Below are 17487 nucleotides of genomic sequence, written 5' to 3'. Positions count from 1 at the left end.
TCTTCACATCGTTGCCAGGCCCTTCTGGTGTACTCCAAAACAATGGCACAACCGAAAACATGCGTCTACCAGTTGTTAGTGCCAATCTTGGCTAGCTTTCCCGAGCACCTTGCTAATGTTGCAAATTTTTGGTCGACGCAAACCTCTCGGATCGGACGGCACGGTTACTCGCCAGTAGCGATGAATCCCCAGTTGATGAACGCAATGAACAAAAACTCATACAGGACGCTTGTACGGTTTGACGCAGCCGTCTGAATCGAGTCAGAAGTCGTCGCCGTTGTGACTGACATCACAGCACTCCGATCTCAAAATGTGGACATGCACGGGGTGCTCCACTCGACGCCTTTGCCGCGGGAATCACGCGTCCGACGCCCCCGAGTGGAGCGCAACGTGCACTCATCCACAGACACGCAGCTATCCACAGGGCATTCCATTCCCCCAGGTCGAGCTTCGGGGGACATCTGCACCATCCCCGACGCTGCAAACATGACACCCGACAACACCGATGCAGGCTCCACTCCCGGACCCACAGGTCATTACGCAGGCTCCACTCCCAGACCGAAGGGTCATTCCGCAGGCTCCACTCCCGGCCCCGCCACCTTTCAGCAGCTCCTGGCCTCCGGGCTCCACCCCAGCACCGTCTCGCGACGCTTCACCCGTGTTCTGCCGACGGTCCACATGCGAGGGGAACCGTCGACGATGGATCGATGTCGGGCCGTTTCGCTGTGGCGACCGGACGCCGTGCTCAGTCACCGGTCGGCCGCATACCTACGGGGCTGGACGACCGAACCGACCACCCTCGACGCCACGGTCCCTCGCTCGGTGAGATTGCGGCCGCCGCCATGGCTTCGGCTGCACCGTCGGACACTCGATTCCAGGCTCGTCGACGAGGTCGAGACCCTGCCGTGCACCACTCCCGCACAGACGATTCTCGATTGCCTGGCGGTACTCCCCCGCGCCGAGGCCGAGTTGCTGATCGACGAACGCCTGAAGTTCGGACTCCACCCCGCGTCGCTGCTCCGCCTGCTCGAACGATTCCCGGGTCGACGCGGCAACGCAGAGTTGGCTCGCCAAGTTCGGCTGGCAGTGACCAGATTCGCCTCGGAACCGGAGCGGGCACTGGGACGTGCGCTGCACCGGATCGGGCTGTACTTGGAGATGAATGCGGCAGTCGGTCCCTACATCTGCGACCTCGTCGACCGTCGCAGCCGAACGATCGTCGAAGTGGACGGACGCGAATTCCACAGTGCAGCTGGAGTATTCAGCAAGGATCGGCGCAGGCAGAACGCGCTGGTGCTCGATCGCTGGCTGGTGCTGCGCTACTCGGCATTCGACGTACTGGCTGCACCGGACGTCATCGCCGGCGAGATCGCGTCGGTGATCCGACGACGTCGGGAATCGAGGCGATGACTGCACACGGTGCTCCACTCCCGTGCTCGTATGCGGGATCCAGCGGATCTGCCGCGTCGAGTGGAGCACCTGTTCCACCAGGCCCTGAAAGCACAAAATGCTCCACTCCCGGAGCCGTGCACGACATTCGTCGCACATACCCCCGGGAGTGGAGCACCAGTTGCAAAGAAGTCTCAGATACGGACGCCGCTACGCTCGTCGCTGGTCGCAACCACTCGCGACGTGGTCGGTGTCCGACGCGAGGAGAGCACCCCGAGCGCACCCATCGCGGCGATCACGACTCCGCCGATGATGGCGAACAGGTCCGCAGCCAGCAATCCGGACGGGAACACCATCAGTGCGGGCGAGACCGCGAGCAGCAGGCCGAGGCCGACATGGGTCCAGTGGCTTTGCCTCGACGACGATCCGATGGCCCACAGCGCGGTCGATGCAGCGAGAATGCCGAGCACCAGAATGGCACCGGTGACTTCCTGGTCGCCCTGGACGGGAAGCCAGACGGTGGATGCGACGAGTACGGCTCCGGTGACGAATACGACGACGTCCCTGAAAACTTCGGATGTGCGTTGACGGTTGGACATGACCGCTCCTCGTGGTGCGTGGTGAATAGCTCGTATACCGGTATACGCCTTTACTTCGGCTAATGTTCCCGATGAACGCCGAATTGTGACTCAGCAGCCGATTGCCAATGCTGTTAAGGCAATTCTTCGCAGGCGTAGCCTGGCGATATGTCCAAAACCTTCGTCGGCGTGCGGCTTCGGCAGCTCCGCAGCGAACGCAGCATGAGTCAGGTGTCGCTGGCGCAGAAGCTGGGAATCTCGGCCAGCTATCTCAACCAGATCGAGCACGACGTGCGTCCACTGACGGTGCCGGTGCTGCTGCGGATCTCCGAGGTGTTCGGCGTGGACACTTCGTTCTTCTCCTCCGAGGACGACACCAGACTGGTTGCCGAACTCCGTGAGGTCGCGCTCGATCAGGACATGGGGATCGACGCCGACGCGCACGAGATCGCGCAGATGGTCAGCTCGCACCCGCAGCTGGCGCGGGCGATGGTCAACATGCACCGTCGATACCGCAATACGACGGCTCAGCTGTTGGCTGCTACCGAGGAGCGTTTCTCGGACGGCAGTGGCAGCGGTTCCATCAGCAAGCCGCACGAGGAAGTGCGCGACTACTTCTATCAGCGACAGAACTATCTGCACGAACTGGACACTGCAGCAGAGGCTCTGACCTCGAGGATCCGGTTCCATCGCGCCGATATCGGCGGCGAGATCGCCAAGCGGCTGCGGACGGTCCACGACGTGCAGATCGTCAATCGGATCGACCTCGGCGAGAACGTGCTGCACCGGTTCGACCCCCAGACGCGAGTACTGGAGATTTCACCGCATCTGTCCGGCGGGCAGAAGGTGTTCAAGTACGCCGCCGAACTCGCCTATCTCGAATGCGGGGACCTGCTGCAGAAGATGGCCGACGAAGGCAATTTCACCAGTGAGTCGTCCAAGAAGTTGGCGGTGCTCGGCTTCGCGAACTACTTCGCGGCCGCGACCGTGTTGCCGTATCACCAGTTCCATGACGTGGCCGAGGATTTCCGGTACGACATCGAGCGGCTCTCGGCCTTCTTCTCGGTCAGCTACGAGACCATCTGCCATCGACTCTCCACCTTGCAGAGACCCGAGTTGCGGGGTGTGCCCTTCTCGTTCGTCCGCGTCGACCGCGCCGGAAACATGTCGAAGCGTCAGTCCGCCACAGGTTTTCACTTCTCGTCCAGCGGCGGCACGTGCCCGCTGTGGAATGTGTACGAGACGTTCGCGTATCCGGGCAAGATCATGACGCAGATCGCCGAGATGCCCGACGGCCGCAGCTATCTGTGGATCGCGCGGACCGTGGAGCGACGCGCCGCACGATACGGTCAGCCCGGCAAGACCTTCGCCATCGGCCTCGGTTGCGAACTTCGCCACGCCGGACGGCTGGTGTACGCGGACGGTCTGGACGTGCAGGGATCGGCAGCGGCGACGCCGATCGGAGCGGGCTGTCGGGTGTGCGAGCGCTCGAACTGCCCGCAACGCGCATTCCCGCCACTGGGTAAGGACCTCGACATCGACGAGCACCGAAGTTCTGTGTCCCCCTACCTCGTTCGCTGAGAAGAAAGGAAGACTGCAATGACACGAATCGGCGTTGTACTCAGACCCGAACTTGCGCCGGAGGATCTCGTCGAGGCGGCACGTGCAGCCGACCGGGCAGGCGTCGACGAAGTGTGGTTGTGGGAAGACTGCTTCTACTCCGGCGGACTGTCCACCGCTGCACTGGTTCTCGCGAACACCGAACGCTTGAACGTCGGCATCGGGGTGCTACCCACTCCGATGCGGAACGTGGCAGCCACCGCCATGGAGATCGCTACCGTCGCCCGAGTCCACCCAGGGCGGCTCCGCGTCGGGCTCGGACACGGTGTGCAGTCGTGGATGGGCCAGATCGGGGCGCGCGTACAGTCGCCGCTGACGTTGCTGAGCGAGCAGATGACGGCGCTCACCTCACTGCTGGCGGGCGAGAGCGTCACCGTGCAGGGTCGGTACGTCTCACTCGACAACGTGCAGCTGAATTGGCCTCCGCTGCAACCGCCGCCGCTGCTCGTCGGTGCGACGGGGCCGAAGACCCTCGCCCTGAGCGGCCGCACCGCTGTGGGAACCATCCTCACGAGCGAGACGTCACCGGATCAGGTGCGAACGGCCATCGGGCACATCGACGGCGGACCCGCCCACGACGTGGTCGTCTACGTTGCCGCAGGCCCCGATGACGCGACGAACAACCTGCAACGCTGGATCGATGCCGGTGCCACCACCGTCGTACTGGAACCCTCTGCAGCCGAACCGGATCCGACCACACTGTTCGCACACGCGGCATCGTTGACACAGCAGTTCGGCGCGCCGGAGCCGCACTCGCGGTGAGCACACCTAGTGCTCTCGCAAGAATCTCCCCGCGTCCGCGAACGCACGTGCTCGACGCGTCAGCGTGGGTGGCGCAGGCGGCTCACCTCGCCACAGGCGGTAGAGGGTGCTCATGCTCAGGATGAGTCGTTCGGGTGAGTCCCAGTGCGCATACTGTCCGAATTCGCCTGACTTCAGCAGGTTCTGGGCGGCTTCGGTAGGCGCGAGTCCGGCGTCGAAGCAGCTGCGCCCGGCCTCGGACACCCAGGTCCAGTAGTTGCGGAGGGCGCGAATCTCGGCGGTGCCGCACAGGGGTCCGTGGCCCGGGACGTAGACGGCGGCATCGAGCTCGAGGAGGTGGTCGAGGGCGTCGATCCAGTTCTGCAGCGGACCGTGCCAGAGCACCGGGGTGGCGTCGATGAACAACAGGTCGCCGGCGAACACCACTCCGACGTCGGGTACGTGTGCGATGAGGTCGCCTTCGGTGTGCGCCGGGCCCAGGTATCGCAGGTGTACGGATCGTCCTGCCACGTCGATGGTCTCGGTGGTCTCGAAGGTGTGGTCCGGCAGCCGCGGCAGAGCGCCGGGGAAGGTGGCGTCACCGCGGACCCGGTTCATGTAGGAGCCCATTGCACCGACCGGTCCCGGCACCCAGCCGATCCTCGCACCGAGGGAGGCGAACGCGTGCACACCTTTCGGAGGTGTTTCCTCCTTCATGGCGTGCAGTGAAGCGGCACTGGTGGTGATGCGAGCCGAGGTGGGGACGGTGTCGTTTCCCCACCAGTGATCACCGTCGGAGTGGGTGTTGAGCACTTCGGTGATCGGCGCGTCGGCCACCAGCTCGGCGGTGTCGGCAACGACGCGTTCTGCCCAGTTCACGTCCCACACCGTGTCGATCAGCATCGACGCAGAACCCGGTCCCACGATGAGGCCGGTGTTCGTCTGGCCCCAGCTTCCGGGCGGCCGCATGAATGCCCAGGTGTCGTCGGCGATCTGTCGGTACCCCACCTCTGTGTCTGCCACCGCCACAGGCTAGCCGGTGAGCAGCTCGTTCAGGTGGGAGTCCCACCGTCGGTTCGGGAAGCACCGAGTCAACAGCTCGATCAAGATGGGCACGGCAGTGGATGCACCGGGAGACGCGCCGAGCACGGCGGCGATCGTACCGTCCTTCGAGGCAACCACTTCGGTGCCGAATTGCAGTGCACTGTCCTTCACGATCTGGGCGCGCTGCCCGGCGTCGGCGATGGACCAGTCCGCCGAATCGGCGCGCGGCAGAAACTCACGGAGCGCAGCGATCTTCCTGCTCCGCGTCGCGGTCAGCTCGGAGAGCAGCAACCCGATCAACGGAGTGTTGCTGCGGGCCATCGACAGCAGCGAGCCGATGTTGTCCGCGTTGACCGAGCGTGGAAGGTCCATCAGGGATCCGTGTTTCAGAAACTTCGGGTTCGCCCCGGCGAACGGTCCGAACAGAATCGATCGCCGCCCGTCGACGATTCGAGTGTCCAGGTGCGGCACCGACATCGGCGGAGCTCCGATGGGCGGAGTGCCGTACACCTTGGCGTCGTGCCCATCGACCAGCTCGGGTCGATCGCAGCGCAGGAACTGCCCGCTGATCGGCAGCAGTCCGTAGCCTCGCGCCTCGGGAATTCCGGCTCGGCGCAGCAGCTTCAGAGCCCAGCCACCGGCTCCGACGAACACGAAGCGAGCACGCTCCACCGGCCGACCGCCGCGCACGTCGAGTCGCCAGGATCCATCTGTGTCCTGCGTCAACCCTCGCACTTCACGGCCGGTCTCGACGCTCGCGCCTGCGGCAGACATGGCATCGAACAGCTGCCGCGTCGCGGAGCCGAAGTCGACGTCGGTACCCGTGGCATCTCGGGTCGCCGCCCACGTCCCCGTCCTGCCCTCTGCCACCAGCGGTGCCCATTGCCGAAGCACCGCAGCGTCTTCGGTGTACTCCATTGCCTCGAACAGTGGATGCGCACGCAACGCCCTGTGCCGTGCGCGCAGGAACTCGACGTTCTCGGCACCCCGTACGAGCGTCATGTGCGGCACCGGGCGCACGAAGTCCGCCTGGGGCAGCGTCGACCAGAAGCGCCGGGTGGTCGCGAACTGCTCGGCGATCCCCACGGCTCGATCGATGTCGACCGACCCGTCGGATCGCAGTGTCGTGTAGTTGGTCTCGCACAGACCTGCATGACCGGTTCCGGCGTTGTTCCATCCGTCGGATGCTTCGGCTGCCACCCGAGGCAATCGCTCGAGTACTCGGATGGACCAACTCGGTTCCAGTCTTTGCAGCAGCGTTCCCAAAGTCGCGCTCATGATTCCGCCGCCGACGAGGATGACGTCGTCCACTTTCCGCCCCTTTCTCGTACTAAGTACAAGTAACGCTAGCACCGACTCGTACAGCTGTATAGTTCTGCCGATGCCCCGCCTGACCAGGATTGCCGTCGTCGACGCCGCGCTGGACGTCGCGTACCACCGCGGATTGGACTCGCTCACCATCCGCAAGATCGCCACCGAACTGGGCGTGTCCCCCATGGCGATCTACTGGCACGTCGAGAACAAGGACGAGCTACTCGATGCCATGGGCGACCGCGTCTGCCAGGACATCGAGATCACCGCGAATCCCACCGCTGCGTGGTGGGACCAACTGCGCACCGTGCACGAGGACTTCATGCGCGCCCTGCGCGCACACCCGGGAGCCGCGACCATCGTGGTACCCCGGATGCTGTTCTCTCCCAATAGCAGAGCGGCGATGGAACTGAGCCTGAAACTCCTGCGGGAGGCCGGTTTCTCCGTTCCCGACGCCACCCAGCTCGCTCGTCAGGGTGTTCGGGTCGCCATTTCTCTGATCACGGAACCGTTGTTCACCGGCGTCGAGGTCGAGCCGGAGCGTCGGGCACACGTCGAGCACGAGGTGGCGTCGACGATGGAATCACTCGATCCCGACGAGTTCCCGAACATACTCGCTGCCGCCCCGCATCTGGGCGATGCCACGGCTAGAGCGGCGTTCGAGAAACTCGGTCTCGATACCTTCATCGCGGGCGTCAGAGCTCTGGCGCGAGAGACCGACATCTCGTCCTGATTCGAAGGGAAGTATTGGACATCTTGTCGGGTGGCGAAGTCTCGTCCGTAGGTGCAGGCTTTGCAGAACCGAAACAGTCGACGCTAGGGGTTTCAGTGATGACGGTGCCTGTCCTGCAGAACTACATCGACGGGGCGTTCGTGACGCCCTCGGGCACCGAGATGCTCGATGTGGTGAATCCGGTGGACGAGTCGGTTGTCGCCCACTCCCCCGTGTCCGACGCCGCCGATGTGGAGGCCGCGATGTCGGCCGCTGCCAGCGCATTCGAGACCTGGGGCAAGACGACGCCGGGCGAACGGCAGAAGGTGCTGCTGAAGCTCGCCGACGCCATCGAAGCGCACAGCGACGAGATCGTCGAAGCGCAGAGCCGCAACACCGGCCAGCCCAAGGCCACCATCGCCGCCGAGGAAGTCACCGTCGGTGCCGATCAGATTCGATTCTTCGCCGGCGCGGCCCGGATGCTCGAGGGCAAGTCGGCGGGCGAGTACATGGACGGCTTCACCTCCTATGTTCGACGCGAACCGATCGGTGTCGTCGGCCAGGTGACGCCGTGGAACTACCCGTTCATGATGGCGATCTGGAAGATCGGTCCCGCGCTGGCCGCCGGAAACACCATCGTGCTCAAGCCAAGTGACACCACTCCCGAGAGCACGTTGGTGTTGGCGAAGCTGTCCAAGGGCATCGTTCCGGACGGAGTGTTCAACGTCGTTCTCGGCAACGGCGGCACCGGAGCGGCGATCGTCGAACACAAGACTCCAGGCCTGGTGTCGATCACCGGATCTGTCCGCGCCGGCATCGCGGTGGCCGTGGCCGCCGCCAAGCAGCTCAAGCGGGCCCACCTCGAATTGGGCGGCAAGGCACCGGCAATCGTGTTCGACGATGTCGACATCAGCAAGGCCGCGGACGGAATTGCCGAGGCTGCGTTCTTCAACGCCGGCCAGGATTGCACCGCCGTGACCCGCGTACTGGTGCACGAGTCGGTACACGACGCCCTCGTCGATGCCCTTGTAGCCAAGGCGAAGACGCTGAAGGTCGGCCTGCCCGACGACCCCGATACCTTCCTCGGCCCACTGAACAACGTCAACCACTTCGGTCAGGTGAGCGCAAAGGTCGACGGCATCGGCGCTCATGCCACCATCGTCACCGGCGGCAAGCGCATCGGCGACAAGGGATTCTTCTTCGAGCCCACCATCATCACCGGCGTGCAGCAGTCCGACCCCATCGTGCAGGAAGAGACATTCGGCCCGGTGCTCACGGTGCAGAAGTTCACCGACGAGGCCGAGGCGATCGCACTGGCCAACGACGTCGACTTCGGACTCGCATCGAGCGTCTGGACCTCCGATCACGGACGCACACTCCGCATCTCGGCGGCGTTGGACTTCGGTGCCGTCTGGGTCAACTGCCACATTCCGCTGGTGGCGGAGATGCCGCACGGTGGATTCAAGTACTCCGGTTACGGCAAGGACCTCTCGGCGTACGGCGTCGAGGACTACACCCGCATCAAGCACGTCATGAGCTCGACGGAGACACTTCGATGACTTTTCATCCCCTCGATCCCCTGTCCAGCGACGAATTCGCCGCCGTAGCCGAGGTTCTCGGCCGCGATCACGGCGTGGGCGACGGCTGGCGCTACGCCTCGATCGAGATGATCGAGCCCGCGAAGTCCGAGATCACCGCGTTCGACGCGTCCGGGACCGTGCCAGCGCGTCGAGCAGTCTCGGTGGTGTTGAACCGCGCCGAGAACACGACCTTCAAGGCCGTCGTGTCGCTGGACGATCGCACCACCGAATCGTGGACGCACATCCCGGATGTACAGCCCAACTTCACCGTCGACGAGTGGGAGGAGGCCGACGCGGCTCTCCGCGCCCACCCCGATGTGATTGCCGCCCTTGCCGATCGCGGTATCACCGATCTGGATCTGGTGTTCATGGACACCTGGACCTACGGCGAGGCGGTGACGCCCGAGAAGTACAAGGGTCGACGCCTCGGCTGGTCCGACACGTGGGTCAAAGCTGCCGAGGGTGCCAATCCCTACGCCGGACCGGTGGGCGGATTTCACTGCGTGATCGACGTGAACACGATGGAGCTGCTCGAGATCGAGGACACGTATCGCGTCGAGCGTCCGGAGATCATGGGCGAGTACGTCCCTCGCCATATCCCGGAGCGAATCAGGAACGCGAGTACACGCCCGCCCTTGAAGCGCCTCGAGATCACTCAGTCCGACGGGCCCTCGTTCGAGCTCGACGGCAACAAGTTGACGTGGCAGAACTGGTCGCTGCGAGTCGGCTTCAACTACCGCGAGGGCATGACGCTGCACGCCGTCAGCTACAACGACAACGGGAACGTGCGGTCCGTCGCCAATCGAATCTCGTTCGCGGAGATGGTGGTTCCCTATCGCGATCACACCGAGGATCATTATCGACGCACCGCGTTCGACATCGGCGAGTGGGGTCTCGGTTTCATGACCACCTCCCTCGAGCTGGGCTGCGACTGCCTCGGCGAGATCCGTTATCTCGACGCGGTACTGCACAACAGCAAGGGTGAGCCGTACACGATCACCAACGCGATCTGCATCCACGAGGAAGACAACGCCGTGCTGTGGAAGCACGTCGATCACGATGCCGGAGCCGAGGTGCGGCGGATGCGTCGCCTCACGGTCAGCTTCCATGCCACCGTGGCGAATTACGAGTACCTCGTCTACTGGCGGTTCTATCAGGACGGCAACATCGAGTGCGAGGTTCGTGCTACGGGCATCATGGTCGTCACGCACTTTGCCGAGGGCGGCACGCATCCGTCGGGAACTCTGGTCGACAACCGGACCTACGCGCCCTACCACCAGCACTTCCTGGTCGCCCGACTCGATCTGGACATCGACGGCACCGAGAACACCGTGTATGCCAGTGAGACGCAACGAGTTCCGATGGGTCCGGACAATCCTTACGGTCTCGCACTGACTCAGGTCAACACTCCCCTGACCACCGAGGCCGAGGGCAAGCAGGATTACGACTGGAACACCCAGAAGGCGTGGAAGGTCGTCAACGACAACGTCACCAACGGCCTCGGCACCCGGCCCGCCTACAAGTTGGTTCCGGGAGCGGCGATTCCGTCGATGTTCGATCCCGCGTCGCCGATCTTCCAGCGCGCCCAGGTGATCGGCCACACCGTCTGGGTCACCCCGAACTCACCCGACGAGCGTTGGCCCAGCGGCGAGTTCGTCAATCAGAGCGGCGTCGACCACGGGCTTCCGGAGTGGACCGAGAAGGATCGCAGCATCGAGAACACCGATGTCGTCGTCTGGTACACCTTCGGCATCCACCACATCACTCGGCCGGAGGACTGGCCGGTGATGCCCGCGGACACGGTCTCGTTCTGGCTCAAGCCGTTCGGGTTCTTCGATCGCAACCCCTCGCTCGACGTCGCACCGTCGGAACCGAAGTCGTGCCACACCGATCCCGGTAGCACCTGCCATTAGCTCGCCCAACCTCAGGGAAGGTCCGCCCATGCGTCTGATCGTGGGGTACCAGGCAACACCGAGTGGCGCTGACGGAATCGCCCTGGGGGCAACGCTTGCGCGTTCGCTGCAGGCGTCGCTGGACATCTGTCTGGTGCTGCCGCAGGAGCGTCCGGTGCCGTCCAAAGCGCCGGTCGAGGCCGGATACGACGACATCCTGATCGATCGGGCCACCGGCTGGCTCGACGAGGCACTCACCCTCGTACCCGAGGACGTGCAGGCACGCGCGCACCTGTTGTTCGACGAGTCCTTCGCTCAGGGCCTGCTCGACGCCGTCCGTGAGTTCGACGCGTACATGATCGTGGTCGGTGCGGCCGGTGACGGTCTGCTCGGACGCCATTCGATCGGTACCGTCACCAGCGATCTGCTGCACGTGGCTCATGTGCCGCTCGCGCTGGCTCCGCGGGGGTATCGACATTCTCCGCCGCAACGCATTCGCGAGATCACCTGCGCTATCGGAAATCGTCCAGGGGCAGCGGAGCTCATCGAGGCAGCCACCGACCTGTCCGTCACCGCAGAGTTGCCGCTGCGCCTGCTCTCCCTCGTGTCCGCCGAAGAGCAATCGGCACGGGGACAGAGTGGTCTCGCCAAGGCCGAGGAAGTGCTGCGCACCGTGCAAGCGGAAATGCCCGCGGGATCGGACGTGCAGCTGCGAGTGGCGGAGGGCTCCGGCATCGAGAAGGCCGCCTCCTCGCTCGACTGGCACGACGGCGACGTGTTGATGGTGGGGTCGTCGCGACTGGCCCAACCTCACCGCCTGTTCTTGGGATCTGTTGCCGCCAAGATGCTTCGGGTCGTTCCCGTTCCGATGATCGTTGTTCCGAGAGAGGCCGGCGATGAATGAGCACAAGGTAGTGGACGTCGAGTCCAAGGGCCTGTCGGCCGGCCAGCTTGGGTTGCTCGCGAGTGTGGTCCTGGGCATCTCGACCATCGCACCCGCGTACGCGCTCACCGCCTCGCTCGGGCCGACTGTCACCGAGGTGGGGGTGCACCTGCCCGCAATCTTCATCGTCGGCTTCATCCCGATGTTGTTGGTGGCGTTGGGCTATCGCGAACTCAACGCGGCCGAGCCCGACAGCGGCACGTCGTTCACGTGGGCGTCGAAGGCCTTCGGCCCGTACGTCGGCTGGATGGGCGGATGGGGCCTGATCGCGGCCACCATCATCGTGCTCTCGAACCTGGCGGGAGTGGCCGTCGACTTCTTCTACCTCTTTCTCGCCCAGGTCACCAGCAACGACTCACTGGCCGACCTGACCGGCAACAAGCTCGTCAACATCGTCACCTGCCTGGTGTTCATGGCGCTGGCAGCGTGGCTCTGCTATCGCGGCATGCAGGAGACCAAGCGTGTCCAATACACGATGCTCGGCTTCCAACTGCTGGTCATGGCGTGGTTCATCGTGGCCGCGTTCGTCAAGGTCGGTGCAGGCGACGGGGCCGAGGACATCTCGTTCAGCCTGGACTGGTTCGATCCGTTCGGCATTCCGAGCTTCTCGGCGTTCACGGCCGGCCTGTCGCTGTCGATCTTCATGTACTGGGGTTGGGACGTCTGTCTGACCGTCAACGAGGAAACCTCCGGCAGCGCAAAGATTCCCGGACGCGCTGCGCTGGTCACAGTGTTCTTCATCATCGTGCTGTACTTGCTCACCGCAGTGGCCACCTTGCTCTTCGCCGGCACCGGTGACACCGGAAACGGACTGCAGAATCCCGACACGACCGACAACGTGTTCGCCGCCCTCGCCGGGCCGGTGATGGGTCCGTTCGCGATCCTGCTGTCCCTGGCCGTGTTGAGCAGCTCCGCCAGCTCGCTGCAGGCCACGTTCATCTCGCCGGCCCGCACGTTGCTGGCGATGGGGCACTACCAGGCCCTACCGAAGCGGTTCGCTTCCATCACACCGAGATTCAGCACCCCGGGCTTCGCGACGCTGGTGGCAGGAGGAGCGTCCGCAGGCTTCTACGCCGTGATGCGGGTGGTGAGCGACAACGTTCTCACCGACACCATCGCCGCGCTCGGACTGATGATCTGCTTCTACTACGGCATCACCGCATTCGCCTGTGTCTGGTACTTCCGCGAAGAGCTGTTCACCAGCACACGCAACGTGTTCTTCAAGTTCTTGGCTCCGCTGCTCGGTGGCGTCGGCATGGCAGTGGTGTTCGTGCAGACCTCGGTCGACGCTTGGGACCCCGAATTCGGCAGTGGCTCATCACTGTTCGGCATCGGCATGGTGTTCCTCATCGGCGTCGGCATCATCGTTCTCGGCATGGTCGTCATGGCGGTGGTTGCACTGCGCAAGCCGGAATTCTTCAAGGGCAACATTCTCCGCCGTGATACTCCGTCGCTGATCGTCGAAGACTAGCGGCCTCGGTCAGCCGTCGAGCATGTCCGCAGGCGTGGGATCGAATCCGGCCAGCAGCGCTCGGAGTCCGTATTCGAAGGCATCCTCGGATCGCTCGCGCAGGTCTCCCGCGGTGTCCAGTGCAGCTCTCAGTTCCGGTTCCACGTCGCGGCTGCTGAGCCACGGCGCCTCGGGAGCTGCCAGATCCAACGCCGAACCCAGCACGTAACTGTCGAGCACGGTGATGATGCGGAGCACGTCGGCGGGCACGAAGCCGGCGTCTGTCAGCACCCGCGCCAGCGTGTTGTACATCCCGAACGCAGCGCTGCTGTTCACGGCCTGAGCCGTCAGCAGCGGAATCAGCCGCGGGTAGCGTCCGTAGCTGTTTCGGTAGCCGCGTGCGATCCAGGCGAGCGCCTCACGCCACGGCATACCGACCTCCGGCATCGCCACCTCGGACATCGCCCGGCCCCGCAGCAACTCGATGATCTCGTCACGTCCGGACACGTGGTTGTAGAGCGAGGACGGACTGACCTTCAGCCTCTTGGCCAGCTGAGGCATGGTGAATCCACCCGACTCTTCGACGAGAGTCAGTGCCGCCGTCGTGATGCGATCGAGGTCGAGCAGGGGTGCCGACGGTCGTCCCACAGCATTTCTCCCGTATCTGTTGCGTTCGAGGCAGACATCCACGATACTTAACGAATCACATTCGTTTTAACAGGAGATCAGCATGCTGACACTCACTAATCTCTCGGCTCCCGAGGCTCTGACCCGCACCACCCCGACCGATCGCGCGCCGCTCCGCGTCGGACTGGTGCAGCATCGCTGGAACCCCGATGCCGCAGCGTTGAAGACCGAACTGCTCGACGCCATCGCCGCTGCCGCGGACCTCGGGGCGAAGGTCGTCTTCCTGCCCGAGATCACCCTGTTGCGCTACCCCGCCGACACCCGCGCCGGAGCCAACCCGGGCAGTGAAGCCGAGGATCTGCTGACCGGGCCAACGTTCACTCTCGCCGCCGAGGCCGCAGCCGCGAACGGGATCGTCGTCCATGCCTCGCTGTACGAGAAGTCCGAAGCCGCAGACGGATTGGGGTTCAACAGCGCCATCATGGTCTCGCCGACGGGAGAACTGCTGGCCAGAACCCGCAAGCTGCACATCCCCATCTCGGCCGGCTATTACGAGGACACCTACTTCCGGGCCGGTCCGGCCGAGGACCCGTATCCCGTGTACTCCCCCGCGGAACTCGGTGGAGCGAGAGTGGGCCTACCCACGTGCTGGGACGAATGGTTCCCCGAGGTCGCGCGCAGTTACGCGCTCGGCGGCGCAGAGATTCTCGCGTATCCGACGGCCATCGGGTCCGAGCCGTCGTTCCCGGCCTTCGACACCCAACCGCTGTGGCAACACGTCATCGTCGGCCACGGCATCTCGAACGGCCTGTTCATGGTGGTACCCAACCGCTGCGGCAACGAAGGCGAGATCACCTTCTACGGCTCGTCGTTCATCTCCGATCCGTTCGGCCGCATCCTGATTCAGGCACCCCGAGACGAATCAGCCGTCCTCGTCGCCGATCTCGACCTCGATCAGCGTCGAGAATGGTTGGAGCTCTTTCCGTTCCTACTGACACGCAGACCCGACACGTACGGCCGCCTCACCGAGCCGGTGAACACCGACGCCCCGTACGGTGACGGACATCCCGCGACTCCGGTGATCAAATGACAACCACTGCAAGAACATTCACGATGCCGTCCGAGACCGCTCCGCAGGACAAGGTATGGATGGCGTTCCCGTGCGAGGGCTACTCCCTCGGAGACGACCCGGCGGCCAAGCACGAGGCCCGCTCCACGTGGGCGGCCGTCGCACACGCTGTTGCCGCGTTCGAGCCGGTGACCGTCGTCGTCGATCCGGCCGAACGCGCCGTCGCGTCGACATACCTCTCGCGCGACATCGACATCGTCGAAGCACCGTTGAACGACGCCTGGATGCGCGACATCGGTCCGACATTCGTTCACGCACAGGACGGTTCGGTCGCGGCCGTCGACTGGGTCTTCAACGGCTGGGGTGCGCAGGACTGGGCGCAGTGGGACAAGGACAGTCGTATCGGCGAGTTCGTTGCGAATCAGGCTGCTGTGCAGCGAATCACGTCGCCGATAGTCAACGAGGGCGGCGGCATCGCGGTCGACGGCGCAGGCACCGTGCTGGTGACCGAGACCGTACAGCTCGATCCTGGGCGCAACCCCGGGCTGTCGAAAGCCGACATCGAAGCGGAACTGGCACGAACCATCGGTGCGCAGCACGTCATCTGGCTGCCGCGCGGACTGACGCGCGACTCCATGCGTTTCGGTACCCGAGGACACGTCGACATCGTCGCGGCCATTCCGTCACCGGGAACAGTGCTGGTGCATCGGCAACACGACCGGGCTCACCCCGACTACGAGGTCAGTTCACTGATCGTCGACACCTTGCGGGCCACCCACGACGGCTCGGGTGCGGACTGGAACATCGTCGAGGTGCCGGCTCCGCGGACACTGCGTGATGCCGACGGATTCGTCGACTACAGCTACATCAATCATCTGGTCGTCAACGGCGGCGTGATCGCCTGCAGTTACGACGACCCGTCCGACGCCGAAGCGGCCGCGATCCTGCGCGACGCGTACCCGGGCCGGCATGTGGTGACCGTGGACGCGAGGCCGCTGTTCGAGCGAGGCGGCGGGATCCACTGCATCACCCAGCATCAGCCTGCGGCGAAGAATTCCCAGTGAGAAGTGGGGTCCTACGAGCTGCGACGAACCTCGAGCTCTTCGCCGACGGCGACGGTGAGCGATTCGGTCACGCAATCCAGCCGTCCGTCGAGACGCAGTGAGACGTTGTATTCGCCCGGCTTGAGGTTGAACGTGGTGATGGTGATGCTGGTGGCGTTCTCGTCCACGATCACGCGGTGACTCAACGACAGCATTCCGTTGTGCAGAACCTCGCACATCTGACCCGGCAGCACGTTGTCCACGTGAACCGTGATGGTCTTCGGTCCGCCGAGAACCTCGATGGTGGGCTGCGGCGTGCTCGACCCGACGAGTCTGAGGTAACTCTTGTCTCTGCGCACGGCCTCGACTTCCCTGTTAGCGTGCTCCACCAGAAGGTGGACGTCCGACGTGGTCTCGTTGGTGCTTCGTGGCGCGATGGAAGACGGATTGGTTTCACACGTCGTCATCGGCCTCGACCCCGAGCCTCTCTTTACATCGGGGGCGCAATCGTCCGCGTTACGAACCCGCCTCCGACCAGCCCACCCAAGCCGCGAACATCCAGGGAATCTCGATGTCATCGGTCAGAACATACCTCTCGCTCCTCCGATCTGCGAGCGGACTGTTCGAAACGATATCTTTACGTATCCTTGCGCCCTGTAATACTCGGCGCGAGTGATCAAGGACACGAGAGTCAGTCCGTTTCCTCGAAGCCCTGTAGTTCGGCCTTCTCGGCGGCGAGCTCGGCTTCTCGCCGGCGACGCTGATGCGCCTTGACTCCAATGACCGCCGCGGCGAAGCCGAGCGGCGCACCGACGGCCACCCCGATCCACAGCGACCCGAGATTGCCGTCACCGTAGCGAGCGAGCAGACGAATTGCGGCTCCGCCTCCACAGAGGACGAAGAGCGCCGAGGCAACGGCTATGCGGGCACGCCGAAGCTCCTGCACGGTGTACATGTCGATCCCCCGCGCGCGTGCGTACCCGATAACCACGTAGGCCACGACGATCAGCGCGACGTAGATGCCCAACGCCACCCACGCTCCGGTCACGCCTGCCGCGAAGGGCAGGATCGCGCCCGCGATCAAACCGATCCACAGCAGCGACTGGAATCCGACGGCCGAGGCCTCGTTCCAGATGTCGCGTTGCAGCTCGTCGGCGTAGAACTCGTCGTCGAGGTCGCCGACGAATCGGGCTGCTCTGACGAATGCGCTCATGATTCTGCCTCTCCTTCGTTTCCGAACAGTGTTTCCACCGTCGTATCGAGTGCACGGGCCAATCGCAGTGCCAGGTAGACGCTCGGCGCATAGTCGCCGCCCTCGACGGAGACGATGCTTTGTCGGCTCACCCCGCAGATTTTGCCGAGTTCTGCCTGGGTGATCCGTGCCTCTTTGCGATGTGCGCGAACGTTGTTCGTTCCGGACATGCCAGAAAGTCAACTCTGCTTGTCATAAAATGTCAAGAGGAGTTGTCATCCTGCGGCATTTACGTC

17 protein-coding genes are annotated in these 17487 nt (G+C 64.1%); 10 read left to right on the top strand and 7 right to left on the bottom strand.

The window, feature by feature from the left end:
* The first annotated feature begins 486 nt into the window (after positions 1-486).
* A complete protein-coding gene (locus tag R4P47_RS08465) occupies positions 487-1410 on the top strand; it encodes a DUF559 domain-containing protein (RefSeq protein ID WP_317784532.1) in 924 nt (307 codons plus the stop codon).
* 173 nt (positions 1411-1583) lie between these two features.
* Here the strand turns inward: R4P47_RS08465 and R4P47_RS08460 are convergent, their stop codons facing one another.
* The gene (locus tag R4P47_RS08460; protein WP_317784531.1) at positions 1584-1988 is read right to left on the bottom strand and encodes a hypothetical protein; all 405 of its coding nucleotides are present in this window, start codon (positions 1986-1988) and stop codon (positions 1584-1586) included.
* Positions 1989-2135: 147 nt separating this feature from the next.
* Here R4P47_RS08460 and ramB point away from each other — a divergent pair, with 147 nt between their 5' ends.
* Together ramB and R4P47_RS08450 are read left to right on the top strand one after the other, a co-directional pair.
* A complete protein-coding gene (gene ramB, locus R4P47_RS08455) occupies positions 2136-3548 on the top strand; it encodes an acetate metabolism transcriptional regulator RamB (RefSeq protein WP_068046182.1) in 1413 nt (470 codons plus the stop codon).
* Positions 3549-3566: 18 nt separating this feature from the next.
* A complete protein-coding gene (locus R4P47_RS08450) occupies positions 3567-4349 on the top strand; it encodes an LLM class flavin-dependent oxidoreductase (protein WP_317784530.1) in 783 nt (260 codons plus the stop codon).
* 6 nt (positions 4350-4355) lie between these two features.
* Here the strand turns inward: R4P47_RS08450 and R4P47_RS08445 are convergent, their stop codons facing one another.
* Together R4P47_RS08445 and mqo are read right to left on the bottom strand one after the other, a co-directional pair.
* Positions 4356-5351 carry an MBL fold metallo-hydrolase gene (locus R4P47_RS08445; RefSeq protein WP_262498446.1) on the bottom strand — a complete coding sequence of 332 codons (996 nt, stop codon included), beginning with the start codon at positions 5349-5351 and terminating at the stop codon, positions 4356-4358.
* Positions 5352-5360: 9 nt separating this feature from the next.
* Complete coding sequence (mqo, locus tag R4P47_RS08440) at positions 5361-6683, bottom strand: malate dehydrogenase (quinone) (RefSeq protein WP_317784529.1); 1323 nt, start codon at positions 6681-6683, stop codon at positions 5361-5363.
* Between the two features lie 70 nt (positions 6684-6753).
* Between mqo and R4P47_RS08435 the strand changes: the two genes are divergently transcribed.
* The 5 genes from R4P47_RS08435 (at position 6754) to R4P47_RS08415 (ending at position 13281) form a co-directional block, all read left to right on the top strand.
* Positions 6754-7416 carry a TetR family transcriptional regulator gene (locus R4P47_RS08435; RefSeq protein WP_317784528.1) on the top strand — a complete coding sequence of 221 codons (663 nt, stop codon included), beginning with the start codon at positions 6754-6756 and terminating at the stop codon, positions 7414-7416.
* 98 nt (positions 7417-7514) lie between these two features.
* Positions 7515-8954: a gamma-aminobutyraldehyde dehydrogenase gene (locus R4P47_RS08430; protein ID WP_317784527.1), complete on the top strand. Its 1440-nt coding sequence runs from the start codon at positions 7515-7517 to the stop codon at positions 8952-8954.
* Complete coding sequence (locus tag R4P47_RS08425; RefSeq protein WP_317784526.1) at positions 8951-10888, top strand: primary-amine oxidase; 1938 nt, start codon at positions 8951-8953, stop codon at positions 10886-10888. Before R4P47_RS08430 ends, R4P47_RS08425 begins: the two co-directional genes overlap by 4 nt.
* A 28-nt stretch (positions 10889-10916) precedes the next feature.
* Positions 10917-11771, top strand: a complete 855-nt coding sequence (locus R4P47_RS08420; RefSeq protein ID WP_317548374.1) for a universal stress protein — start codon at positions 10917-10919, stop codon at positions 11769-11771.
* Positions 11764-13281 carry an APC family permease gene (locus R4P47_RS08415; protein WP_068046212.1) on the top strand — a complete coding sequence of 506 codons (1518 nt, stop codon included), beginning with the start codon at positions 11764-11766 and terminating at the stop codon, positions 13279-13281. The genes R4P47_RS08420 and R4P47_RS08415 overlap by 8 nt, the downstream gene beginning before the upstream one ends.
* Positions 13282-13290: 9 nt before the next feature.
* Here R4P47_RS08415 and R4P47_RS08410 read toward each other — a convergent pair whose 3' ends face one another.
* Complete coding sequence (locus tag R4P47_RS08410) at positions 13291-13908, bottom strand: TetR/AcrR family transcriptional regulator C-terminal domain-containing protein (RefSeq protein WP_317784525.1); 618 nt, start codon at positions 13906-13908, stop codon at positions 13291-13293.
* A gap of 82 nt (positions 13909-13990) precedes the next feature.
* Between R4P47_RS08410 and R4P47_RS08405 the strand changes: the two genes are divergently transcribed.
* Entirely contained in the window at positions 13991-14977 is a 987-nt protein-coding gene (locus R4P47_RS08405; protein WP_149406618.1) for a nitrilase-related carbon-nitrogen hydrolase, read from the top strand.
* Entirely contained in the window at positions 14974-16020 is a 1047-nt protein-coding gene (locus R4P47_RS08400) for an agmatine deiminase family protein (protein ID WP_317784524.1), read from the top strand. Before R4P47_RS08405 ends, R4P47_RS08400 begins: the two co-directional genes overlap by 4 nt.
* Positions 16021-16031: 11 nt before the next feature.
* Here the strand turns inward: R4P47_RS08400 and R4P47_RS08395 are convergent, their stop codons facing one another.
* The 3 genes from R4P47_RS08395 to R4P47_RS08385 all read right to left on the bottom strand — a co-directional run bounded on the left by R4P47_RS08395 (position 16032) and on the right by R4P47_RS08385 (position 17421).
* Positions 16032-16466: a hypothetical protein gene (locus R4P47_RS08395; protein WP_317784523.1), complete on the bottom strand. Its 435-nt coding sequence runs from the start codon at positions 16464-16466 to the stop codon at positions 16032-16034.
* Between the two features lie 224 nt (positions 16467-16690).
* Positions 16691-17212, bottom strand: a complete 522-nt coding sequence (locus R4P47_RS08390) for a hypothetical protein (RefSeq protein ID WP_317784522.1) — start codon at positions 17210-17212, stop codon at positions 16691-16693.
* Positions 17209-17421: a helix-turn-helix transcriptional regulator gene (locus R4P47_RS08385; RefSeq protein ID WP_317784521.1), complete on the bottom strand. Its 213-nt coding sequence runs from the start codon at positions 17419-17421 to the stop codon at positions 17209-17211. The genes R4P47_RS08390 and R4P47_RS08385 overlap by 4 nt, the downstream gene beginning before the upstream one ends.
* Positions 17422-17487 lie beyond the last annotated feature (66 nt).

It is taken from the genome of Rhodococcus sp. IEGM 1370 (assembly GCF_033142325.1).
Classification (GTDB): Bacteria; Actinomycetota; Actinomycetes; order Mycobacteriales; family Mycobacteriaceae; genus Rhodococcoides.
This window is presented reverse-complemented; position numbering and strand designations above follow the sequence as displayed.